Source organism: Candidatus Saccharimonadales bacterium, assembly GCA_035945435.1.
Taxonomy (GTDB): Bacteria; Patescibacteriota; Saccharimonadia; order Saccharimonadales; family DASZAF01; genus DASZAF01.
In genome coordinates this window covers 16,564-38,643 of sequence record DASZAF010000002.1, presented here as the reverse complement: position 1 = coordinate 38,643, position 22,080 = coordinate 16,564, and the positions used below count along the sequence as shown (strand labels likewise).

The 22,080-nt window shown below is 51.1% G+C and carries 24 protein-coding genes; 5 read left to right on the top strand and 19 right to left on the bottom strand.

Translation table 11 applies throughout. The features are described from left to right. From VGS28_00300 to VGS28_00285, 4 genes are all read right to left on the bottom strand, one after another. Positions 1-1,178, bottom strand: a 1,178-nt coding sequence (locus VGS28_00300; GenBank protein ID HEV2412233.1) for a hypothetical protein, incomplete at its 3' end; no start/stop codon positions are given. Further along, on the bottom strand, positions 1,178-2,890 hold the full coding sequence (locus VGS28_00295; protein HEV2412232.1) for a hypothetical protein: 1,713 nt from the start codon (positions 2,888-2,890) through the stop codon (positions 1,178-1,180). The genes VGS28_00300 and VGS28_00295, both read right to left, overlap by 1 nt. 8 nt (positions 2,891-2,898) lie before the next feature. Then, on the bottom strand, positions 2,899-3,558 hold the full coding sequence (locus VGS28_00290) for a hypothetical protein (protein ID HEV2412231.1): 660 nt from the start codon (positions 3,556-3,558) through the stop codon (positions 2,899-2,901). Positions 3,559-3,670: 112 nt separating this feature from the next. After that, complete coding sequence (locus tag VGS28_00285) at positions 3,671-4,411, bottom strand: hypothetical protein (GenBank protein ID HEV2412230.1); 741 nt, start codon at positions 4,409-4,411, stop codon at positions 3,671-3,673. A gap of 122 nt (positions 4,412-4,533) precedes the next feature. On the opposite strand from VGS28_00285, the gene VGS28_00280 reads away from it, so the two are divergent. Together VGS28_00280 and VGS28_00275 are read left to right on the top strand one after the other, a co-directional pair. Then, positions 4,534-5,373, top strand: a complete 840-nt coding sequence (locus VGS28_00280; GenBank protein HEV2412229.1) for a DUF929 family protein — start codon at positions 4,534-4,536, stop codon at positions 5,371-5,373. A 65-nt stretch (positions 5,374-5,438) separates the two neighbouring features. After that, on the top strand, positions 5,439-7,310 hold the full coding sequence (locus VGS28_00275; protein ID HEV2412228.1) for a hypothetical protein: 1,872 nt from the start codon (positions 5,439-5,441) through the stop codon (positions 7,308-7,310). On the opposite strand, the gene VGS28_00270 is transcribed toward VGS28_00275, so the two are convergent. The 10 genes from VGS28_00270 to VGS28_00225 all read right to left on the bottom strand — a co-directional run bounded on the left by VGS28_00270 (position 7,307) and on the right by VGS28_00225 (position 16,462). Continuing rightward, positions 7,307-7,921, bottom strand: coding sequence for a dihydrofolate reductase family protein (locus VGS28_00270; GenBank protein ID HEV2412227.1), 615 nt, complete (start codon positions 7,919-7,921; stop codon positions 7,307-7,309). The two genes, VGS28_00275 and VGS28_00270, sit on opposite strands and share 4 nt — an antisense overlap. 39 nt (positions 7,922-7,960) lie before the next feature. Further along, on the bottom strand, positions 7,961-9,199 hold the full coding sequence (locus VGS28_00265; protein ID HEV2412226.1) for a hypothetical protein: 1,239 nt from the start codon (positions 9,197-9,199) through the stop codon (positions 7,961-7,963). Positions 9,200-9,213: 14 nt separating this feature from the next. Further along, entirely contained in the window at positions 9,214-10,803 is a 1,590-nt protein-coding gene (locus VGS28_00260) for an NAD(P)/FAD-dependent oxidoreductase (protein HEV2412225.1), read from the bottom strand. An 11-nt stretch (positions 10,804-10,814) separates the two neighbouring features. Then, complete coding sequence (locus tag VGS28_00255; GenBank protein ID HEV2412224.1) at positions 10,815-11,234, bottom strand: GtrA family protein; 420 nt, start codon at positions 11,232-11,234, stop codon at positions 10,815-10,817. A 43-nt stretch (positions 11,235-11,277) separates the two neighbouring features. Continuing rightward, positions 11,278-12,030, bottom strand: a complete 753-nt coding sequence (locus VGS28_00250) for an ABC transporter permease subunit (protein ID HEV2412223.1) — start codon at positions 12,028-12,030, stop codon at positions 11,278-11,280. Then, on the bottom strand, positions 12,030-12,944 hold the full coding sequence (locus VGS28_00245) for an ATP-binding cassette domain-containing protein (protein HEV2412222.1): 915 nt from the start codon (positions 12,942-12,944) through the stop codon (positions 12,030-12,032). Before VGS28_00245 ends, VGS28_00250 begins: the two co-directional genes overlap by 1 nt. A gap of 52 nt (positions 12,945-12,996) precedes the next feature. After that, entirely contained in the window at positions 12,997-14,103 is a 1,107-nt protein-coding gene (locus tag VGS28_00240; GenBank protein ID HEV2412221.1) for a hypothetical protein, read from the bottom strand. Positions 14,104-14,178: 75 nt separating this feature from the next. Next, positions 14,179-14,850 (bottom strand): hypothetical protein, encoded by a 672-nt coding sequence (locus VGS28_00235; GenBank protein HEV2412220.1) that lies wholly within the window; start codon positions 14,848-14,850, stop codon positions 14,179-14,181. Continuing rightward, the gene (locus VGS28_00230) at positions 14,851-15,393 is read right to left on the bottom strand and encodes a hypothetical protein (protein HEV2412219.1); all 543 of its coding nucleotides are present in this window, start codon (positions 15,391-15,393) and stop codon (positions 14,851-14,853) included. A gap of 94 nt (positions 15,394-15,487) precedes the next feature. Then, positions 15,488-16,462 carry a hypothetical protein gene (locus VGS28_00225; protein HEV2412218.1) on the bottom strand — a complete coding sequence of 325 codons (975 nt, stop codon included), beginning with the start codon at positions 16,460-16,462 and terminating at the stop codon, positions 15,488-15,490. 120 nt (positions 16,463-16,582) lie between these two features. Between VGS28_00225 and VGS28_00220 the strand changes: the two genes are divergently transcribed. Together VGS28_00220 and VGS28_00215 are read left to right on the top strand one after the other, a co-directional pair. Further along, the gene (locus VGS28_00220) at positions 16,583-16,912 is read left to right on the top strand and encodes a PadR family transcriptional regulator (protein HEV2412217.1); all 330 of its coding nucleotides are present in this window, start codon (positions 16,583-16,585) and stop codon (positions 16,910-16,912) included. Positions 16,913-16,925: 13 nt separating this feature from the next. Next, positions 16,926-17,720, top strand: coding sequence for a pentapeptide repeat-containing protein (locus tag VGS28_00215; protein ID HEV2412216.1), 795 nt, complete (start codon positions 16,926-16,928; stop codon positions 17,718-17,720). Between the two features lie 3 nt (positions 17,721-17,723). Here VGS28_00215 and VGS28_00210 read toward each other — a convergent pair whose 3' ends face one another. The 3 genes from VGS28_00210 to VGS28_00200 all read right to left on the bottom strand — a co-directional run bounded on the left by VGS28_00210 (position 17,724) and on the right by VGS28_00200 (position 20,225). Beyond that, on the bottom strand, positions 17,724-18,326 hold the full coding sequence (locus VGS28_00210) for a dihydrofolate reductase family protein (protein ID HEV2412215.1): 603 nt from the start codon (positions 18,324-18,326) through the stop codon (positions 17,724-17,726). A 76-nt stretch (positions 18,327-18,402) separates the two neighbouring features. Then, positions 18,403-19,611: a cellulase family glycosylhydrolase gene (locus VGS28_00205; GenBank protein HEV2412214.1), complete on the bottom strand. Its 1,209-nt coding sequence runs from the start codon at positions 19,609-19,611 to the stop codon at positions 18,403-18,405. Further along, a complete protein-coding gene (locus VGS28_00200) occupies positions 19,608-20,225 on the bottom strand; it encodes an adenylyltransferase/cytidyltransferase family protein (GenBank protein HEV2412213.1) in 618 nt (205 codons plus the stop codon). The genes VGS28_00205 and VGS28_00200 overlap by 4 nt, the downstream gene beginning before the upstream one ends. A gap of 142 nt (positions 20,226-20,367) precedes the next feature. Here VGS28_00200 and VGS28_00195 point away from each other — a divergent pair, with 142 nt between their 5' ends. Continuing rightward, positions 20,368-21,078 (top strand): NUDIX hydrolase, encoded by a 711-nt coding sequence (locus VGS28_00195; protein ID HEV2412212.1) that lies wholly within the window; start codon positions 20,368-20,370, stop codon positions 21,076-21,078. A gap of 47 nt (positions 21,079-21,125) precedes the next feature. Here the strand turns inward: VGS28_00195 and VGS28_00190 are convergent, their stop codons facing one another. Both VGS28_00190 and VGS28_00185 read right to left on the bottom strand, forming a co-directional pair. Next, positions 21,126-21,428 (bottom strand): hypothetical protein, encoded by a 303-nt coding sequence (locus VGS28_00190; GenBank protein ID HEV2412211.1) that lies wholly within the window; start codon positions 21,426-21,428, stop codon positions 21,126-21,128. A 91-nt stretch (positions 21,429-21,519) separates the two neighbouring features. Next, on the bottom strand, positions 21,520-22,005 hold the full coding sequence (locus tag VGS28_00185; GenBank protein HEV2412210.1) for a hypothetical protein: 486 nt from the start codon (positions 22,003-22,005) through the stop codon (positions 21,520-21,522). Positions 22,006-22,080: the final 75 nt, after the last annotated feature.

Sequence of the window (22,080 nt, the reverse complement as noted above, 5' to 3'; positions counted from 1 at the left end):
ATAAGGAATATCGATGACGAAGAAGCATCTTGTCGGGTATGAAGAGCCGTGCAGTTGGTGCCCGCCGAGCTGAGGCCTGTGAAGTTAGCACTGTTGCATATGCCAATCGTCCAGGAGTTGTTTCTCGTTGAGGTCAGGTTCACGGTCGGCTGGCTACTCGTAGCCCCGTTGGCCGTATTACTAGCGCCTATAGCGCTACTACCGTTACCACTCGACATATCGACATTGGCAAAGCCCTGTATCGCGGCCGTACCATTGGCGGCTGTACCCGAAAAGTTAACGGTAAAGGAGATGCCGGAGGGGAAAGCCGCCGGCGAGAACGCATACCACGCCTCACAATCGCCACCCTGAGTAGTCACCGAGGTAATCTTCGTCCAAGTTAGACTCCCCCCAGTAATTGACGAGACGGTTACAGTGCCGGTCTCGATGGCAATGAGTGCCACCAGAAGCTCGTTTGGATAGTTGCTGATGTAGCTAACTCCTTGGCTAGCAACTGCCGCAAAGCCTGTCCCGGATGAGTTGTCGATGCAGAGTGGGGTGTTTATATGCGAGTCCTGTATGGGCATTGAGATAGTCACGTACGCAGTTGCGGTTTGAGAACATGTCACTGTCTGCCCGCCGTTACCACCCCATGGCAAGCCTCGAGACTTGTCCTGTACGGCTGTCTCGACAAACTCTGAAGCGGTTGTGCAGGTATCGGCTCTGACGGCGTAGCCACTTGATCCGGTGATCGTTGAGGATGCGGTAGCATTCTGGGCCCCATAGAAGATGACGGCAGACCCACTCCAGGTATTGTTAAGGGAACCCGAAACAAGCGAAGCCGTTGACGTGCCATTTGACGTACTTGCACCAAGTAACGCACCGAAGGTGTCCGTGCCAGAGTACGCGATGATGATACCGGAGGCTTGTTCACTACTGCCAAATGTCCACTGGTAGCTAGCGGCCTCGTTGCCAATTGTCAGGCGCTGATAGACGCTCATCTTGATGCTACTCGACCCGCTCTGGCTCTTGGCCAACGTCCAGCCGGCCGGAGGAGTGTGGGTTGGTGTACCGTTGGTGGTTATACAGGCAAGCAGGATATCGTTTGGCTGGATACCCGAAGGAGTGTTAATAGTTAGACTCAAAGCCGCATTTGCTCCGGTGTTGGCGGTTGCAGAATTTCGATAGGTAGTAGACATTAGTCGTAGTAGATATTAGCAATCAAGGCTGTCGCAGGTGCCGTGTTGCCACCAGCAGTCGTGCAAGCGGCTATGGTGATGGCGGTCGAGAATGCTATGCCGAAAGCGGCCACGATGTTCGAGGCTCCACCAGGTGGGATACCGATCGGATTTATTACACTAGTCCCTACGACGGTGCTCCCCGTGGTTGAGTTGTAGAACTGAACGAACGAAACGGCCGAATTTGGATTGTAGATATACCAGCCGTAGACCTGGCCGGCTGTCGCCTTAACAGCGACCGCGCTATTCGAAAGTGCTGTAGATGTAGCAACTGATACACCCCCGGAAGTGGTCGGGGTAAAGTTGAACCCCCCGGCTGCTACGTTAACTTTCAGGTTGGCGCTCGAGTCGAGTTGAAGCTGGTAGTAGTCGCCGCTGTTTGCAGTTGGAGCGGATGAATTGTAGATACCCATCGCTCCTGCTCCAAGAAGACCTGTACCCGTGGTGCCCGAAGCCGACGTCGCAGAACGCTGTCTATCCCACGTCGTGCCATTGTAAGCGTAGTTCTCGCCTGTGGTTACGACGCCTGCAGTGTTGGCCATCGCATCAACAGGAGTCACCATATTGACGGCCTGAAGATTGCCCGAGCCATTGCTAGCTCCAATAGCGAAAGCGTTCGCTGGGAACGAGCTGCCAGTCGCCGAGTTAGCGCCGACGGTCCAAGTGCCCGACTGGGTTGCAAAGGTTGCCGGCAACTGGCTGGCAGTCGTAAAGAAAGTAACGACAAAGGTGGCAGTGTTGCCGCCTGATAAGTTAGTACTGATACGCCAGTACCTACCACTTCGCGGGCCATGGAACGTCTGGCCTGCCCCTGTCGTACTCGTCGATACACCTGACGCTGCTCGTTGCATTGCGAACTGGTCAGTCGTCGTTTCGCTGGCATCGCCGCTTGTCTGCCACGAGATGGTCGCCCCACCGGCATTCGTCAGGACTTCAACTGACACCCAGGCGTAGTTAAGCATGTCGTACCAGTTAGAGTTTGGCGTTCCAGCACTCAGGCTGATGGTGGAGGTCGTAACACCTGTACCGGCTGTAAGCTGGGAGGCTCCAGCGATACCTGCCGTGGTTGAGTTCGTATCAGCGATACCTGCCGCCTGCCAATTTGTCCCGTCGTAACCAAGCATTCCTGAGCCCACGAGGCCAGTGCCGGTCGTACCCGCCGCAGCGTTGGCTGATCGCAGGTGATCATACGAGGATCCGTTATAGATTATCTGCCCAGTGGCAATTGAGGTATTCCCAGTAACCCCGTCTCCGAACTGTCCAGCCGCAGAGACTCCAGTCAAGTTCCCGCTTGAGTTGAGTACACCGAGATAATACGCTGTGCTTGGTACTGGTGAGCCTGTAGCTGCGTTTGAAGTAACATAAAGACCATTCTTCCCTGAGACAGCGTTAACATTAGCGGTGTTTGTGCCATCTGTAATCTCGACATTACCAATCGTATTCGAACCTGCAGGCAGCGAGCCGCTAGCAAAGTTGACGTTGATCTTGCCGCCTGCAACAGTACCGGCCAGTGTGGCCAAGTTGCCGCCAGATTCTAGTGCTAGAAGCGAGGTATTTAGATTGGTGCCCGCATTGGCAGTCACTGGATAAGCAGACTGGTCGCTTGCAATGACCACCGGCGAGGAGTTCGCCGATGTTGTCTGCCCGTTCGGATTCTGTGGATTGTAACTCATATTTCAACTTAGATCACATACCAGTTGGAGCCAGCTGCCACGAGTGTGACACTGGCATACTGGACTTTAATTACTGCCGTACCTCCACCGTCGATAGTCTGCCCACCGCTGGCACTGATCGTAACCGTATTACTACTACTATCAACTTTTTTGATGTCGTAGAGGTTGGTATTACCGGTCGCCGTTGGCAGGGTTATCGTCAAGGGCCCCGTAGTCGCATCAGCAAGGATTACTTCGTCATTTGTGGTCAGGATGTACGAAGAGTTTTTGACGGCGATCGCATGCTGGTTAACGTTTTGGTTGGTCCACTTACTCGAACCGCTATTGTAAATCAGCGCCTGTCCGTTTGTCGGCGAGTTGATCGAAACATCGGTATCTGCTGCTAAGGTGCTGCTCCCGCTATTGGGAGTCGCCCAGGTGCCATCACCTCTCAAGAAGTTACTGCTCGAGGCAACGCCGGTACCGAGTTGCCCCGATGGGACGAATCCGCTGCCACTTAAGCCTGCATAGCCTGAAGGCTTCCCTTTATTGGAAGTAAGTTCGCCACCAGCAGAACTGATTGCGCCCGTCTGAATAGTGCCGTCGCTATTAAGGGAAACTTCAAGAAAGTCATTTAATACGGTGCCCCAGGTACCGCTGTCTCCACCGGGTGTTGGTAGTCGCGCCATAAGACTTGTTCTTCTCTAGAAGTCCCCCGTACGTTTTACTCATACCAGTGTATCATCATCGGCCAAATTTCTTATGTTATCGACTGTGATTTCGCTAACAGGCCGGCCTCAGTTATTCCGGTTGATCATCGTAGAGGCGCTTGCTTAGTACGGGATCCTCATAGATATCGTCAAGGGCGGCTATGAAACGGTCAATATCTTCAGGCAACTCTCGGCGAAAGACTCTCATACCCCTAAACGACGGAGTCTCATCGAGATCTAGCTGGTTATCCCGTCCGTAGCTCATCAACGCCACCATGACAGCGGCAGTTCTACCGAGTTGTCTCTTGACACCTCTGGGGATGATAGTCCACGAGCTCTCATGAGGTTCGTAAGAGTGAACACCGACAGCATATGATAGGAAGAGTGGCGAGAGAACTCGTCTGGCAGTACTTACTGACTGACTGGTGTGCTCTTCGAGATGAGCGACAACGTTTTCAAACCACGCGATGCGGACCTTTTCACCTGCTTCATGAGCCTTTTGATATACCCTACGAAGAATATCCTCATACTCAGGGTCTTCTTTAGTCCCACGCCTCCCAGGCACGACCACCAACCTGGAGGTAAATTTGCCTAGTACTCGCGCCTGAGCTACGAAGTCGACGTATTCATCCCAGACTGTATCTTCTGGTCTGTGGGTCCGAGGATCTTTATCGCCCGGGTAAATGTATGGGTAGATCTGGTAATGGCGAAACTCTTCGTCCTCTTGTCGGCCTTGCTGCCTGTCATCATCTGTCAGCTCATCAGATGGGATAAGTAGCTGCTCATCTCGAAAACCTCGGAAGCCGGGGTAGAATGTCTCGTCTGTGCGCACGTTCTAAAAACATTCCCTCATTAGATTTACCGTAGAAGAATTATGACAACTTGTCCAGAAAAGAAAGCAAAACATCAGTCACGCCTGGTATACTACTAGCAACTAACAGAGGCTGCGTAGACATGGCAAAATCAGCAATAGGTGAAAGAAAGTTCCTAATAATCGGCGTCCTGCTTGTAGTCGGTGTCTTTCTCTTTTTGGTTTTACATGGCAGTACTACCAATGGCAACTCCAATAACTCGTCGGGGTCCGGTAGCTCTTCGGCTCCTGCCTCACTGATTCAGAAAGTAACCAGTATACCTGCCTCGGTTTTCGATGGTATAGGTCAGGGCACAGCCGATGGCCGCCCAAAACATATCTCCGCTCCCGCTCTTATCTCAAATGGCAAACCGGAGGTCTTCTACGAAGGAGCTGAGTACTGCCCTTACTGCGCAACAGAACGGTGGGCGATGGTTGCTGCCCTGTCACGCTTCGGGACGTTCAGCAAACTCGGTGTCACCCACTCCTCAACGACGGACGTCTATCCGAACACTCAGACGCTTTCATTCTATGGCTCGACCTACACCAGCCCATATATCTCATTCGTTCCAGTCGAGATTGAGACAAATATACCGACCGGCGTTGGTTTTACTACCTTGCAGACACCGACATCGGCACAGTCTGCGCTTGTTAACACCTATGATTCACCTCCGTATGTTTCCTCCAGCCAATCGGGTGCTATCCCATTCATCGACTTCGGGGGGAGCTATGTTATCTCCGGCGCAACGTATAGCCCGGCTCTCCTACAAGGGCTCTCAGCAGACAGCATCGCCTCGTCCATGGGTGACCAGTTCAGCCCCATTGCTAAAGGTGCCGATGGGGCGGCTAACACGATAACGGCGGCCATCTGTAAATTGACCAAGAACATGCCGAGCTCAGCATGTGATCCGGCCATTCAAGAGATCGAGAAGACGCTCAACTAGCCACCCTTCTCAATTGATCTCATCCCCATTTATCCCTATACTTTTAAGCATAAACATATGACTTTATGAGTATTTCTGTCGTTCAAACGGCCACCAGTCAGACAGGTACGGCTACCTTTGCTTCCAACGTAACGGCTGGTAATTCCGTCGTTCTCGTCGCCTACGCGACGGCGACCGCAGGTACCGTAATCAGCGTCTCAGGATTGAAGCTTGGCGGCCAGTCCGTTAATGGATCGGTCGTCTTGCAAGGTTTCCAAAGTAACAACAGCGGGATTACCTCAGTCGGCCACTCGATCTGGCTGATGCCCAACTGCCCTAGCGGTTCGAGCTCTGTTAGTTGGGGCTTTACGCCGAGCGGGACAGGCATGACGGCAACGGGGACGATCGCCTATGAGGTTGCAGGGTTAGGCAACAACCCGATCGTCACAATGGGCAACGCGGCGACGACCACCGGGACAGCTGTCGATTCAGGGGCGACCGGGCAGTTGCAGTTTGCCAACGAGTTCGTACTAGCCGCGGCGGCTATCGAGGGCGGCTCGGCTTCCGCGCCTGGCGGTTGGACGGCGACCAACAACGGGGTAAATAACTACTGGGCCGGCTACCAGATCGCCTCGTCAGCTGGTACAAGCTACGATTGGGCCCAGACCGGTTCAGCCAGCAACTACTGGACGGCAGGCGTCATCAGCGTCAGGTCAAACTCGGGCAGTGCGGCTCCATATAGATTGTTTAACGGCGTCAACGGACCGTCGACTCCAGTCAACTACTCGGGCAATTTTATATCGGGAGTTGTCTGGAAAACTCTCGCAGGCAATCTCTGGTTTGAGGGATACTGGTGGTGGGTTGCCCAAAATTCTGGCGGATCGGACGGTTTCCAGAACACGGGGCCCACTAAATGCGCCCTATGGCAGCAAGCCGGGTTAAATGGCGCCGCACCTACGCTAGTCCCCAACAGCGTAGTTACCTCAGGCACGCTTACCGCTGGGCAGTGGAACTATATAGCCCTTCCTGAGCCAATTCTTCTTTCGGTCGGCACAACATACATCGCGGCCATCGGCTGTAACGGGCCCTTCCCGGATACCAACAATACCTGGGGCGCGGGTCAGATATACCCCGCAGGAATCAGCAACGGGCCGCTCAATGCCTATGGGAAAACAGGCACCAACCAAGCTCCCTACGGCAACTTCCAGGGCGTCTTTAGTACGACCGGCAACGATCCTTCAACTAATTGTCCCGAGGGTGGTTCGAATACCGACAACTTCTGGGTTGACGTTCAGATTACCGATCAGGCTCCAGCAAGCTACACCGGTACGTATCGTCTCTGGCCCAATAACGGAGGGAGCCAGCATTTGACAAGCGGCGATTCAGCGGTCAACTACGTAGTTGGGACCGAGATCGATGTCAGCACGCCCGTTACTCTCAACAAGATTTGGTACTTCTCGCCTACCGGCACCGCTCAGCTAGCCACCGAGTGCGGCGTTTGGAGTACTACCACTCAGCAACTGGTCGCTCAGAACGCATCACCAAGTTGGTCGGGAGCAGCAGGTAGCGGTTGGGTCTCATGCTCATTCAATGGAGCTGTCATACCACCGGGTAAGTACCGGGTTACCGTCTACAACGGAGCCGCAACTCCTGATCAGTGGTCGGCAAAGTCGCTCTACTATTTTCTTTCGGGTTGGTCACTACGCGGCGACTTCCCGGTCTGCGACGGCGCCAGCGGTATTACCAGTGGGCCTCTCTATGCACCGGATGTCGCCAACGCCCAAACCGCTAACTACTATCAACAGGCTGGATCGGGCCCAGGCCAGGCTATCTTCGCCGTAGGTCCCCCAAACGCATATCCGAATCTCTACGTCGACGATCTCTTCCAGACCTACTGGGTGGATATGGAAGTCACCGTACTCGCAGGTACGGGCTCCTTCATGAACTTCTTCCCTTAGTCGGAGAAAGAACCTGTCTTAACCTCGCCGGCACGTTCGTAAGTAGCCACAATCACCCCTTTTGGCGAACTCTCGCATTCGCTTAGTTTGAAGGCCGCCGGGATAGTACCGTCACCAAATAGACGCTTGCCTTTGCCAAGAGTTACAGGAAAGATCTTGAGCCACAGCTCGTCAACCAAGTCATTCTTAAGAAGCGTTTGAATAAGATTGCTACTGCCATGAACCTGTAGGATCGGGCCATCTTGCGCCTTTAAATCCCGTATCTTGGCAACGACGTCACCCTCCAGAAGCACTGAATTCTCCCAACCCAGCTTGATAGTCGTGTTGGCAGCAACATACTTTGTGGCCTTGTTAAGAGGTTCCGCAGCGGGGTTGGTCTTGGTGTCCTGCTTAGGCCAAAACGAGGCGAAGAGGTCATACGTCTTCCTGCCTAGAAGAAGATCAAACGGCATCCCCATCTGCTTGCCCATAACATTACCCAGAAACTCGTCAAAGTACGGGAAAGTCCAGCCGCCGTACTTAAAACCTCCTGAGGTGTCTTCTTCCGGCCCACCAGGGGCTTGCATCACCCCATCGAGAGAGATAAAAGTAAGAAGAACGAGCTTTCTCATACAGACATAGTACCACGCTCATCCACCTGGCATGGGTTGTTAGATGATGATCCCCCAGTTAGCAATCCAGGCAACAAAGGCAATTACCTGAATCATCATGAGGCACATAACGAGCAAACTGTCGTATTTCGGCTTGGCAATCGTTGCCAATAAGAGACCGAGGAACGGAAAAGTCATGATGATGTAACGAAGACTGCTCGAAAATATGTTAACTCCGAGCAAAAGGGGCGGCCCAACCTGGGTTAGGGAGAAGAGCCAGAGACTGAGGTTGCGTAGCCAGTAGACCCCTATGAACGCTACGAACCCGACCAGGAACGTAAGGAGCGTAACGGTAAATAGGTACTGCGGTTGGTGGAGCGTAAAGCCGAGATGAAAGGTGGTCAATGGGTTAACCAAGTGAAGCCCGTATGCAGTGCGCTGGATCGTCGCAAAGGTAAGCCAGTGGCTGCTGCGAACTTTTGAAATATACATAACCGCACCGAAGCCAAGTAGGGCCGGACTTAACTGTAACGCCCTCTTGATGATCGCGGGATAGCGACGTGGACTTTGCTGCCACGCAATAACGAGAAGCGGGATACCAACAAAGATGCCAGTGCTTCTGGTCGCCGCCGCGACAAGAAGCATGAGGCCAGCCAACCACCATCTTTTGGCAGAAGCATAGTAGATAGCAGCCAAAGCAAAAGCCAACAGAGTACTTTCCGATAAGGCGCTGGAGAGCAAGAAAGCGGTCGGCATGGCGAAGAAGAAGACGATAGCTCGCCGTTGGTTCTCCGTTGCTACTCCCCATAACGACATTAACTTGCAGAAGTACCAGCCAGCGATTAGAAGAAGTGTGTTTGCTGCCGCCAATGAGGCCAGTTTCCAGTTCGGAATGACCAAGTGGAAGAGCCAGATAAAGACTGGGTAGCCCGGGAAGAACTGCAAGAAACCACCACCAGCGTACCAGTACTTGGCTATCTCAACGTAGTTGACCGAGTCCCAGCGAAACCAGACATCAAGAATGTCTTTATGGGGTCCAAAAATCTGCCAGGCCGGGTAGAGGGTATTGGCGTTGATGGTTATCAGGTCAACGATGTGGAGTAAGAAGTAGCCGGCAAGCGTAAGAACAATGCGCGAAACAAACAGACAGATGACAAACCAACGAAACGACTCGGGCAGCTTATTCCATAAAGCCCATGCGTATCTGATAAGGCCTCTGGCCCTAGGTTGATTCTTGCTGCTGCTTTGGGCCGTCGCACTGCGCCTGCTTGGACTAGTGGTGCGGGAGATGGCAACCATATCTTGAACTTCGCCTATTTAGATTCGTGATACTCTTTTTCAGCATTGACGCTCCAGACATTCTCTTTGTCCTTGCGTCCCGTACGAATGTTTTCTACGGCCTCCATGGCAGAGAGCATGGAGTGGTCTTGGTTATTGTAACGGTGCTGACCATTCCTGCCGACTAAGTAGAGGTTTTCAAATTTGTCGGTAAACTTTCGTATCTCATCGAATCGATTATATGTCCCGAAGTAAGCTGGATAGGTCTTCTTGGAACGAATGACTACGCTATCAAGAACATCTTTCTTGTCTAACACTTTGATTTTTACAAGCTCATCGATAGCAAACTCGACCATATCTTTATCTTTTTTAGACCAAAGCTCATCACCCTCATTGACAAAGTACTCCAGGCCTATCCAGACATTATCGGGATTCTTGATAAGGTATGGGCTCCAGTTATTGAATACTTGGATGCGACCCACTTTGACACCAGGTTCCTGAATATATAGCCAGTTATCGGGGATGATGTTATGTTTTGTTTTGCGGTCGGTCTCATTCTTGATCTTCAGTTTCTTAGCAAGCAGACCAACGGTCATGAAGTCCCGGTATGGTAACCCGTCGGCAACTTCTTTGACGTTCTTCGGGACATTGACACCATCGATGGATTCTACGAGCTCCCTGACAGGCATGGTCGAAAAGAAGTAGTCTCCTTTGACGTTCTTTACCTTGTTGGTCTTCAGATCAAGCACGTCCACGCTTACAATCTTTCCTTTTTCGGCATGAAGTTTGGTAATTACGGAGTTCTGATGTACTTCGCCGCCCTTCTTCATAACGATGTCCGTGACGACCTCCCACATCTGGCCCGGCCCATGCTTCGGGTAGAGAAAATGTTCGATAAGACTCGTCTCAGTGTCCTTCTGTGAGATATCCCCACCAGATTTTTTGAACTGTTTGGTGACAGCGTCTTTCAAGACAGCGGTGACAGAAAGTCCCTTAACCCGTTGAGCACCCCAGTCTGGAGCAATCTGTTTGGGAGAAATCCCCCAAAGTTTTTCGGTGTAATCCCGAAAGAAGGTGTTATATAGTTCTCGCCCAAAACGATTTACGTAGAAGTTTTCAAGAGAGTCTTCGGGAAGCGGTTTGGCGCGCGCTTTGACGTAACTGACTCCTATCTTTGCCATACGCATAAAGCCGAGATTCTTAACTGTCGCCGATTCGAGCTTAACGGGGTAGTTATAGAACTTACCACCATAGTATATGCGGCTCATACGACTCCGCACGAGCATGACGTTATCGGTCTTTTTCGGGTCAACACCGTTGCCACCAACTAGTTCGCGAGTCTTCCCCTGATATTTCAACATGAATGTCTTGGAGGCGTCTGTCTGTTCGATGGGCAGGATATTATGCCACCATTCCATCACCACGTCCGATTTGCTGAAGAAACGATGGCCTCCGATATCGATGCGGTTACCTTTATATCTGACTGTCTTGGCAATACCACCCACTTGATTTGAGCTCTCGAAGACCACGGGCTTGATATCGGTCTTATGAACAAATTCGTATGCGGCTGTCAGGCCAGCGGGGCCTGCTCCAATAATAACTGCTGTCTGTTTCTTCTTAACCATAGTCCCCTTGTCTAGTTAAATACGTATCTCTTTCTGACTCCGAAGTTCCAGAAGTATACGATAACCGTCGCGACGGCTTTTGATAATACATAGTATAAACCAAGGCCGCTTGTCAGCACCCATAGTATCAAATCTGTCAACCCGAGGCCAACGAGACCTATGAGGCTGAACAGAAGAAACTCATACCGTACATTTTCGATCTTCGAACTGTGAAAGACCCAGAGGCGGCTTAAGGAATAGTTAACGATCAGGCCCGCGATGAACGAGATTGAAGCGGCCACAAGGTAGTTGATATGGCCGTATTGCTTCAAAGCGACGAGACCCCCGAAGTCGACTACCAGCGCGAGAGTCGAGACGAACCCGTACCGAAAAAACTGTACATATTTATTCTGGGTTTTGTCACGAAAAACCCGAGAAATTGTCTGCTTCATTGGCCTAGACTATAGCAGGTGGACATGACGAAAACCAGCCTGTCTAGTTGGCGTCACGCCGCAAGAAGAGCGCCCAGGCAACAATCCAACCGAGGGCCAAATAGACACAGTAAACACCCGCTGATTTTAGAGGCGAAAGCGTACTTGAGTAGGGATCCATACTACCTCCCATTCGGATGACCTGGTTGAGAGCGGTAAACGGCAAGTAAGCAACATTCTGCTTGAGAATGATTCTAAGCAGCTGTTCGACAAGATCGGGGATGACAAAGAGCGAAACAACAGAGGCAATCTGGTTTCGCGTTAGCAAGGCCAGTAGGAAGCCGGCCATGGCATAACCCCACCCATAGAAGAGACTGCGCCAGATCAGATTCCAATAGTGCAGTGTTTGAGGGCCTAGCGTATGTCCATGGGCATGGACACCAAGATAGGCCATGACTGGCGACAGAGTGCCGATGATGGCTGATAGGATAAGAGCATAGACGCTCGCCGCAATGAGCTTTGAGAAGAGCACCTTACTGCGACTATTACTGTTAGTCAAGGTGTAGACGATGGTGTTGTAACGATACTCATGAGTGACCAGTAGAACGGCTACGACCGCCCCGAAGACCGCCAGATTAAGCGCACCTAGAACATCACCAGCCAGCTGCGTAGGATCACTTAACGAGCCGCCGCTCAGTCTCCAGCCTTCACCATAAAAGGCGATAAAAGCCATCAGCAGAATGGCAAAACCCGTGACGAAATAGGTCGATCTGACAGTTAGCAGTTTCCTCAACTCCGCCCTAAGCGTCCCAAGCATTACGTATCCCTCTTTTCGTCATGCGCCTTAAACTCTTCAGCTCCCTCAGTCAGCTGGAGGAAGACGTCTTCTAGTGACGCACCATGGTTGGCTAGTTCTAGAATGGTGATCCCTGCGCCGAACGCAAGTTTACCTACCGTATCTGTCTTAGCCCCACTGACTTCCAGGCTTCCATGAGTGGCTCGTGCGGCTATCTTTTTATCCGCTAGTAACTTTTCGAGTTTCGTCTGATCGGAGCTGCGAACGAGCACCGTTGATTTGGCGTTCTTCGCGACCAGGTCGTTGATCGAGGTACTAGCAATCAATTTACCCTTGCCGATGACGACCACATTGTCGGCCATCTGTGACATTTCGCTAAGTAAATGCGAGGAGACAAAGACCGCGTTACCGTCGTCGGCGTATGATTTAAGAAATTCACGCAGCCATGCAATTCCTTCCGGATCTAAACCGTTCGCAGGTTCGTCGAGGATAAGACACTTCGGCTTAGCCAAGATCGCCGCGGCGAGGCCCAAGCGCTGGCTCATGCCAAGACTAAACTTACCCGGGCTCCTCTTGGCAACGTCTTTCAGACCAACCATGTCCAGCACCTCGTCAACTCGAGATAGTGGCACTCCGCTGGCCGTAGCCAGTATCCGAAGGTGGTTTCTCGGCGTACGTGTTGGGTGAAAGGCCTTTGCCTCAAGAAGAACCCCGACGACTTTAGCTGGTTGAGGGTACGCGACTAACGGCTTGCCATCAAAAAGAGTGGCACCCCCGCCGTGATCCAGACCGAGCATCAATCGCATCGTCGTCGATTTCCCGGCCCCGTTAGGGCCGAGGAAGCCGGTTACTTTACCAACCTCGACATCAAACGAGATATCATCAACAGCGACCGTTTTGCGATAGCGCTTAGCCAAATGCGAGGCTTTGATCATAGCCTCACTATACAGTGCGGCTCAGGCAACAGTCAAAGCAAGTTTAGGTGCCTTATGAAACAGAGGTACGTTTTGGTCTGAAGTATTCGAGAAATTTGGGACGATACGAACCAATCCTGTGACGAGCACTATCTAACCAGTTCTGGCATATACTGATAACCCAGTTGCCACCGAGGTCATGGGCTTCGGCACTGTAGGTGATATGATCACCCTTCATACCAAGATCGGTCACAAGAGTCTCTTCGGTAAATGGACCACGTGGACTTGGGCTGTCGTACGAGACGAGCGTGTTGCCGAGAGCGCCTTGTGGCTTGGTGAGGAGATGATACTCCCCTCCCGAGTATGAGACACTGACGGTGGTATCCGTACCTTCCCCGGTGGGAATTACGGGAGTTCGATCAAAGTGCCATCTGCCGTTCGAGAACGTTGCTTCGCGGAGAGACCGTCCGAAGACATAGGGCCTGTGAACATCTTCAGAGCCGTAGACGATAAGCTTTCCATGTTTAGTGACAAACATACCTGCCCCCCAGTCTATATTGGATCGCTTCGGCCAGTTTCTGTCACGAGAGCTGAAGGTCCCATCCGTGTTTAGAAAGAAAGCTTCTGTGCCATGCTCACTGAAGTCGCCGGGTTTATTGCCGGTGCTAGTTATGACCCCTGCGCTAACGAGTATCTTCCCTCCGTATTTGACGGCTGCATACGGCCATAGATAGCTTCTCCCTTGATTAGGGATTATCTGTGCACCGCCATTAACAACATCGAAATCGCATCCGTCCTGGACTACGGCTGTGTTATGGGCAAAACCACCCGCCTTAATCGTATCGGCAAAGACCCAGACAGCCTTTCGGCCAACATTAACAGACAGCGCTCCATCCGCAGCTCTCCACTGGTCAGCCGGTAGTTTAGCAAAAGCTTCCTGTAGCGCATCCGGGGTATTGCAGCCTTCCGGACCTGTGTTTGGGAGGAAACTATGTTCCGAACTGGCGTCCGCCGTTCTACTATGCTGAATCTGCGGACCACCGACACTGCCTGCGCTTGCAGAAAGTGAAGCAACGCTAAGGCTAAGACCCAGAGCAGTACCAGTTAAAAGTAGCCGGCCCATTCTTCGTACAAGATGCTCAGGCCTAAAACGGTTGCCTACTCTCTCGTGGGAACCCATCTGTTGATTACTCCGTAATCTGTTAGATTACGTATATTATAACACTTATGATTAATTACTGCAACTAAAATAACTCTACGGAAAGAAACCTATCATGGCCGATGGATTGTCGGGCTTGAAGGCGGCAACGACGAAGGCCCAGTCGCTTGCCTGGTTCATGGTGATCGTCGCGGTGTAAGGTCCTACAACTCCAGGGAGATCGTATGAGTTATTGTTGACCGCTCCCGAAGCCGTGAAATCTGTCCAGCCTGTGGGTTGTGAAAAACTAGTTGACCCGACAGTCGTCTCAAAGGCGCCGACTATAAGATCACCACTCATACTTAAGTTGGTGGTCACGCTGCCACTTATCTGATTGACTGTTGAAAAAGCCGATGCGCTGCTGTCAAAGGCGGCTATACCCGTCCATTCGCTTATGACAACCCGGGTCCATGGAGAGCCGTTAGTCGTCGTCAGTGTTAACGAAGTTATAGGCTTAGCACTGAGCGACCAAGCGATGAACACCGTACAGCCGCCGCCATTGGCCGATTCACCAGCGAACGGAGGGTATTGGCTGTTGGAGGTACTGTAGTTCCAGGTATTACCGGCACTATCCGAGATGGTCCCGACCGCCGGTACCGACGCAGTCGAGTAGTACAAAAAGCCAGAGAAAATAAGGGTGTTACCTGCCGTCGATGTGTAACTGATAACCTGCGGTGAAGACTGGAATCCGCCGCTTACCCCAGCTTGGTTCACTAAAGCTATGGCCATTTAGAATCCTAGAGCCGCCCCGACACATAGCCACTGAGATAGCGAGGTCAGGTAGACAAAGCCCAAGACATCCACGTCACCGGCGGTCGTGCTAAGGGTTGGTTGCCCTGCCGCACCGAAGTTGTAGGCGGTTCCAAAGCTTAACGTAAAATGCCCACCGCTACCCTGCGTAACAGCTACAAGAATGTGTTGTCCATTTGTCGGGTTTAAGGGGTTTGAAAGTGTGCCTGTGCTGGCGGTCAAAGTTAGTTGGAAAACATTTCCTTTTGAGGCGTCGATAGCGATATTACTGCCAAATACTAGGTTCACGGCTGCCGGCGTCAGCTGACCACTCATCGTCCCGCCAGCTATAGGGACACTTGCGGCCTCAGCCGCATTCTGTGCCGCCGTGGCAGCCCCCGCCGTATCAAAGAGTCCAGTGCCAGCATTCTGAACCGCAGCACTCTGCAACGTCCCATCTGCGTTATGGCTGACTTGTAGAAAGCCGTTAAGGATAGTCCCCCAACTACCGCTGTCTCCTCCTGGTGTTGGCAAGCGAGCCATATATGTTGTCTGTGTTTAAAACACCCCGCTTACGGTTGTTGATATGAGTATAGAGAAAATAGGAGTCCGCCGCAAGATATGCGGCATATCACAGTCAGCTTATCTCGCGGATGTCATTCTGCTCAGCCCAAGTTCGTGCCGAATCCGCCTCTTCAAAATCTTGTGCTGCTGGATAATCCCGCTCAATCGCCGCTATCTCCTCGGCATGATCGGTAAGCGCCTGCTCCGCAGCAGGATAGACAAGAGCATTCACAACCGAGTAGACATAGTGGCGCAGTGGGACGCGAAGCGGCATATGCTCGCCATGCATCCTGTGGTTATAGGCCATGCTGATACCTTTAAGGAGAGCTTCTCGTGTCTGGAGGTTAACGTTCCGAATACGCCTCCAGACCTCCTCGTCCTGGATAACCTCTGCGACCTCTTTGTAGAGTGCCGAATCTTCAACTGACTGGCCCTCAGGTGGGTCAAAACTGATAAGCACCGTGTCTATAAACGCACCCGCCCCACCTTCGGCAACTGACGTAGCAAGTGTCTTCGGGCTAAGTCGGCTGTTAATATCAGACCAGTCCCTGTCAGCTAGCGCTGTCGCCACGGCGACCACATCCTTGAGCGTTGGCCTCTCGTTCAGATCAAGAATGGCAGCATCAGTTACACCCCTAGCGCCCATTCCAAGACGATCCCAGAGTGGGTCCTTAGTATGACTAAACGGAACATATACATCACGAGTCGCATCGTATACTCCCGTCGACGAACGGGCTCCACCTAACCTGAAATGGTGTTCGTGAGGTTTATCTGGCTCATCAACAGGTGGCCGTGCAGGCTTTATGCTTGGTCTATCACCACGAAGGTCGGCAACCAGGATTGGTTGGACTCGCGGCTCAGTGACAGGAAGGTTGTTTTCGTCTACTTCCAGTGCGAGAAAGAGTCCTTCGCCTAGCTCTTCCCGCAGCCTTGATGCAGCGACTGCGTATGTCCACGTACCGTCGGGGCGCTGCGTCTCACAGACCATCCGTTTGTAGTAGTCTGGCCTGCTTTGGTCCTGCTCTGGTGTTAAAGCTTCATCCGCCATATCCGTTGTCCCTCTTTTGTTTGTATCTTAACAGTAACGATAACCCCATATAAAAGCAAGAAACTATCGGGGTATGACAATTACATTGACAGTCATAGTACTTTGACATACACTGTAGCTATGATAACCAACACATTAACGTCAGATTTGCTGCGTGGACATACGGATACGATGATCCTAAAGTTCCTGACTGATGGCGACAAATACGGATACGAAATTACAAAGCTGGTCTACGAATTGTCGGATCACAAGTATGAACTAAAGGAAGCAACGATGTACTCAAGCCTGAAGCGTCTCGAGCACGACGGTCATATCACCTCCTACTGGGGTGACGAGACTCAGGGTGGTAGACGAAGATACTATCGAATCACCATAAGCGGTCGTGATCAGTACAAACGCAATAGACACAATTGGGACTATGCGAAGCAGATCTTAGAAAAGTTACTTTAAGAAAGGAGATAAGATGAATGACAAATTAAAACAGTTCCTGGATGACGCATTTAAGCCATACGGTGCCTTCCCGGCCCGTGAAGACGTAGAACAAGAACTACTCGCCAATCTAACTGAAAAATATAACGACCTAAAAGCCGAGGGTAAGACAGACGAAGAAGCATATAGGCTGACGACCGAGTCATTTGGAGATGTAACCGAAATCATGGAGCATGTCGCACATGATAAAGAGACTGCTAAGAGTGGCGATGGCCAGGATAGTCTTGACTCTCGGTTCCGCGCTACAGCCATTGTGGACGCCGACTTAGCCGATACTCAGCTACCCAGCACCGATTTCAGCATGAGTGCACTCAAGGGAGCAAGTTTCGACAAGTCAGACTTACGGGAGTCTAAATTTAAGGCAGCAGCCTTAAAGGGGGCGAGCTTTGTCTCTGCAGATCTGACGGGGTCAAACTTTGATAGTAGTGACTTGCGAGACGTTAATCTCACTGACGCAAATCTGACAGGAGCGAAGTTGAACCGATGTACGCTAAAGAGCGCATCGTTTGACAATACCACCCTCGATAGAACCGAGTTTAAAGAGGCGGATTTAAGTGAGGTGTCCTTTGACGGTCAGGCTCTTAGAGGGACTATTTTCGACGGTTCCTCTCTAAAACAAGCGACTTTTAGGAACGCGACTCTCGAAAACGTATCGTTCCACCACTCCAAGCTCAAGAAGGTCGTATTTGACGGGGCGACGATGGATAAGGCTACATATGCACTTTTGAAGGGCGTTAAAGCAAACCTGGACAACGTGACCGTAAAATAAGAGTTAGTTAAACGAACCTGTCTTTATCTCACCAAACCTCTTGTAGTTGGCTAAGATTACGCCACTCGATAACACCTTGGAGTCTAGCAGTTCGTAGGCAGCTGGGATCGTGCCCTCGGCAAATAAACGCTTGCCGGTACCAAGCGTAAGAGGAAATATTCTTAGTCGCAGTTCGTCGACCAGGTCGTTCTTAAAGAGCGTCTGTATGAGCTTACCACTACCCCATACCTGTAGCATCGGACCACTCTCTTCTTTCAAAGCTCTGATTTTAGCAACAACATCGCCACTTATAACAACTGACTCGTGCCATGTAGGGTCTAGTGTCGTATCCGACACCACGTATTTTGTAGCTTTATTAAACGGACTGGCTATCGGACCCGTCTGCTTCGGCCAATACGCAGCAAATATCTCGTACGTCTTCCTGCCAAGCAGCATATCGAACGGAACGCTTAGTTCTTCGTTGATGATCTTACCAAAAGACTCGTCAGCGTACGGGATTGTCCACCCCCCATATTTAAAACCCCCCGACTTATCTTCGTCTGGACCACCCGGAGCCTGCATAACCCCGTCAAGGCTGACCATCGTAAAAACAACTATTCTCCGCATATCTTTATGGTACCAAAACTAGACAAAAGAATCTCATATCAACATGGCAGTCGCGCTTATTCTGAGGCTCACTGACCTACTGGCTACTTAGAGTGGCACCACTGTTTTGGGAAGTGAACCAGTTACGGACTTGACGGCCAGCACCTTCATTCGGTCCATTTGGCCCGTTAATGTTATCGACGCACTTATAATTCAAATCGATGTGCGTGGGTTGACTAAAATCCGAAGACTTTAACATCACCCCTTGCCTGAGGGACCAGACCGTCATCCCGATATGTAGATTCTGCAAGTAGTTAAGAAACGACGGGACCGCTGTATAGGCATCACTCCAACATTCACTCTGTGTCGCCGAAGCATATTGTGTCCATTCACCGACAACCACTGGTGCAACATGCTGTGTTATTAGGTATCCGAAGTCACTCTGCCAGGTTATGACGTTGTGCGTACCCTTCGGATGGTGTATGGCATATACCATCGGCCCGACATTAGTAATCGGATAGGAAGTTACCTCAGAGAGTGTGCTGGCGGTATTCGGCCCTTCAATCCAGAAAAGATTTTTAGCCCCAAAAGAACGGACGTCCGTCGCCAGCTGCTGCATACCAAGGTATGTGACATTCTGACGGACACCACCATTTTGCCAGATCTCCCAAATATCGTTCTGCGTATTACCGCCGATCGATGTATGCGGCTCGTTGAAGAGATCAAACACGACCTGCGGGTCGCTACCGTAGACTCCTGTCAGAGACTTCCAGAACGCGTGAGTAGCGATAGTTGGTAGTGGCTCGTTACCCACGACTTCGGTCTGGGCGTTAATAACCACAACCAACCCGAGATTTTCGGCGTATGAGACCTCGGCTTTTATGGCGTCCATGAATGGCTTCGAGTAGACGGTACCACTTACGCCGACCAAGCTATCTTGGGAGACCTGTAGCCGGACGGTGTTTGAGCACCAATCGTTGGCTGCTGCCTGAATCTGGCTCTCGTCTGTAGATATAGTCTGCGCGCTATAGTCTCCTTGAGCTAATCCCGGCACTGTAATGCCATATGGTATATACGGTTGACCATTGTCCTGCATCACAGTTGTCCCGTGCACCGTAAACGGCCCCTTAGCTTTGGCGCAGTGATCTATAGTCGGAGGCGTGGTAGTAGAGGCAAAAGCGAAAGTTAGGTAGCCGCCCCCTATAAGTGCAAACGCCACTATCGTGACGATCAGCTTGTTGGCTTTAAGAAAAGAGGACGCATGTGAGAATGCAGCGCTTACACGGTGAATGCCGGGTACGTTCATACTTCTCCCTCACTTAGTTTGTCGAATGACGCCTCTACCGCTTCTGCAATGACCGCTTTCATCTTCTTAGCCAGACCGATGTGAATACGCCGTAGCTTGGCGGTTGTTGAGGTAGTTGCCTGTGGTTCGAGTACCACGACTCGGCCACAGTATTCTTCAAGTGCCTCGAGTTCTTTCTTGGTGTATGTTTCAGCGGTAGCGATGAGAACATCAGGACGAACAAGTTTTATCAGAGTCCATTTGGGACTTGAAGCTGGTTTAAGAGTTACTATATCGACGTTACGAACGTGAGTGAGCATCGTGACCCTTTCGTCTTCCGGGACGATCGGACGACTAGGTCCTTTCCTAGCTTTAACTTTTTCGTCGCTATCGACTCCTACGACCAAGACATCACCATAACTGTGCGCCTTCTCAAGATAGAGAAAGTGGCCTATATGTATTATATCGAAGGTGCCCATCGCGAGCACCACCTTAAGACCTATGGTCTTGCAGGCAGTTATCATCTCTGAAAGGCGTTCATAGTCTGGTATAAACCGATGACTCGAGTTTGCTGCATCCGAAAATACCCCCCTATTGCTTTGGATGACCTGTCGTCCTGTAGTTTTGTTGCTCATTAAGTATTTTGTTCACCCTGTCGTCGATACTTAATATGCCAGACTGTAATTGACGACGATAGGATCTCAAATTTATGTAGTATCATCAAGGGTAGAGCACTACCCCAATAACACCTTTGCGAGACTTAAACCAACCAATCTTATGAACGACCACGCGCTGCACCACGCTCAGATTTTGATACTGAAAACGCTTCGTCGCAACAAAACAATGCGCTACAACAACCTCATGCGACCATCAGGTTTAGAGAGTGATATCTTCAAGTTTCACATACATAAACTGGTGAAAATCGGCTACATTCAGAAGTTACCACTACGGGGATACGAATTAACCGTACGTGGTAAGGAATTTGCGAACAATCTTGACGAAGCCATGCGGGTACCACAGAGACAGCCAAAGCTCTCCATGATTATTGTCGCATCCAAAGTGAACGACCAGGGCGACAGGCTCTTTCTCTGTCAGCAACGTTTACGCGAGCCTTATTGGGGCTACTGGGGGTTTATAAGTGGAGCTGTGCAATGGGGGGTGTCAATCGAGGACGCAGCACTACATGAGTTTACGAAACAGACACATATGACGGCGTCGTTTACCGTACGGTCATTCTGCCGCCAAAGGGACTATGATTCTAGCGAGGCTGGGCTTCTAGAAGACAAGCTGTTCGCAGTTGTGCTCGCGGAGAATTGCAGAGGAGAGATCGATAACTCTTGGGGCGGAGGCATGAATAAGTGGATGACTCTTGCTAAACTGGCAAGACAGGACAAGCGCTTCGCTTCAACTCCCTATGTAATTGAGCTACTCGCAAAAAGTAAGGCGTACATCTCCGTTGATGCTCGCTATGATAAAAGCGCTTATTAAGACTGCTGGCACCGAGAGATAGGCTAGACCCTAATAGCTGTTGAGGACTAAATTCTTTCGCGTAGCGGCAGATCATCTCTACCCCCAAGAAGCCTAAGATGAATCACTTGTGCACGCGTAAACAGATCTCTGGCTTGTGGAGTCCCTGGACGTCCACCATCGACCCAGGCCCACGCGGCACTTTCAAGTTGGTGCTGCACCTGTAAAGTAACTCTCCCGAGCTCTGAGAGAACTCGTCCATACTCATCTCTTTCAGCCGCAGCAATTTCTTCGTCCGACAATGGCCTATACGGGCCATGCATAATACCGTTGATACCACCCGACTCCTGACTTGACATGGGCTCTCTCACATACACTAATATTATCTGTCAATTTTAACGTCTATCCGGGATCACGCAAGCTTAAGAAGTAATCGACTCGGAGAACAGCTAGACCGGACAATTATGCTTGAGGCCCCACGGCAGCGGATCCACCTCTCAGAGCGAATGAACCATAGAAAGCGGCAATCTTGGCTGCAATCTCATCGTGAGGGTGTCTAGGCACCAATACACCAAGGCTACGTGAATGATGATCGTGACCTGGATTAAGCTTAGCTAATACCGCACGACCAATCGGCAGACTACCAGTTGCGATTATGGCAAGTGGTATCCGATTCTCAGCGGCAACCCCGGCAAGTCCTAGATTTGCCCTCCGTGGATCAGGAGGAGCAAAGTTGAAAGTCATCTCTGTAACAACCCCGAAAGGACGAGGTAGTGGTGGCCTTTGTTGCGCCGCTTCTGCTAGGTACTGTTCTAGATCGCCGGGGGCAGAGATATACCCTACGCTTAGACCTACCGCTATAACTCCCGCTGTTACCGCGTCTCTGGCGATCTCATCACCACATGCCACCATGACTGGTCCGTACTCTGGTGTTGATTGCGCTCCCATTACCGCTATCTCCCTGTAGTTAAAGACAAATGATATCCCCTTATCGGATAATTGCAAGCAGTAGAGGAATGGCTA

Excerpts from the sequence above, each read along its gene's own strand:
- VGS28_00205 (HEV2412214.1), bottom strand. The coding sequence starts at position 19,611 with ATGAACGTACCCGGCATTCACCGTGTAAGCGCTGCATTCTCACATGCG.
- VGS28_00185 (HEV2412210.1), bottom strand. The coding sequence starts at position 22,005 with ATGGGAGCGCAATCAACACCAGAGTACGGACCAGTCATGGTGGCATGT.
- VGS28_00245 (HEV2412222.1), bottom strand. The coding sequence starts at position 12,944 with ATGATCAAAGCCTCGCATTTGGCTAAGCGCTATCGCAAAACGGTCGCT.
- VGS28_00280 (HEV2412229.1), top strand. The coding sequence starts at position 4,534 with ATGGCAAAATCAGCAATAGGTGAAAGAAAGTTCCTAATAATCGGCGTC.
- VGS28_00215 (HEV2412216.1), top strand. The coding sequence starts at position 16,926 with ATGAATGACAAATTAAAACAGTTCCTGGATGACGCATTTAAGCCATAC.
- VGS28_00195 (HEV2412212.1), top strand. The coding sequence starts at position 20,368 with ATGAACGACCACGCGCTGCACCACGCTCAGATTTTGATACTGAAAACG.
- VGS28_00265 (HEV2412226.1), bottom strand. The coding sequence starts at position 9,199 with ATGGTTGCCATCTCCCGCACCACTAGTCCAAGCAGGCGCAGTGCGACG.
- VGS28_00235 (HEV2412220.1), bottom strand. The coding sequence starts at position 14,850 with ATGGCCATAGCTTTAGTGAACCAAGCTGGGGTAAGCGGCGGATTCCAG.
- VGS28_00255 (HEV2412224.1), bottom strand. The coding sequence starts at position 11,234 with ATGAAGCAGACAATTTCTCGGGTTTTTCGTGACAAAACCCAGAATAAA.
- VGS28_00220 (HEV2412217.1), top strand. The coding sequence starts at position 16,583 with ATGATAACCAACACATTAACGTCAGATTTGCTGCGTGGACATACGGAT.
- VGS28_00260 (HEV2412225.1), bottom strand. The coding sequence starts at position 10,803 with ATGGTTAAGAAGAAACAGACAGCAGTTATTATTGGAGCAGGCCCCGCT.
- VGS28_00250 (HEV2412223.1), bottom strand. The coding sequence starts at position 12,030 with ATGCTTGGGACGCTTAGGGCGGAGTTGAGGAAACTGCTAACTGTCAGA.
- VGS28_00240 (HEV2412221.1), bottom strand. The coding sequence starts at position 14,103 with ATGGGTTCCCACGAGAGAGTAGGCAACCGTTTTAGGCCTGAGCATCTT.
- VGS28_00295 (HEV2412232.1), bottom strand. The coding sequence starts at position 2,890 with ATGAGTTACAATCCACAGAATCCGAACGGGCAGACAACATCGGCGAAC.
- VGS28_00290 (HEV2412231.1), bottom strand. The coding sequence starts at position 3,558 with ATGGCGCGACTACCAACACCCGGTGGAGACAGCGGTACCTGGGGCACC.
- VGS28_00230 (HEV2412219.1), bottom strand. The coding sequence starts at position 15,393 with ATGGCTCGCTTGCCAACACCAGGAGGAGACAGCGGTAGTTGGGGGACT.
- VGS28_00200 (HEV2412213.1), bottom strand. The coding sequence starts at position 20,225 with ATGAGCAACAAAACTACAGGACGACAGGTCATCCAAAGCAATAGGGGG.
- VGS28_00270 (HEV2412227.1), bottom strand. The coding sequence starts at position 7,921 with ATGAGAAAGCTCGTTCTTCTTACTTTTATCTCTCTCGATGGGGTGATG.
- VGS28_00275 (HEV2412228.1), top strand. The coding sequence starts at position 5,439 with ATGAGTATTTCTGTCGTTCAAACGGCCACCAGTCAGACAGGTACGGCT.
- VGS28_00210 (HEV2412215.1), bottom strand. The coding sequence starts at position 18,326 with ATGCGGAGAATAGTTGTTTTTACGATGGTCAGCCTTGACGGGGTTATG.
- VGS28_00225 (HEV2412218.1), bottom strand. The coding sequence starts at position 16,462 with ATGGCGGATGAAGCTTTAACACCAGAGCAGGACCAAAGCAGGCCAGAC.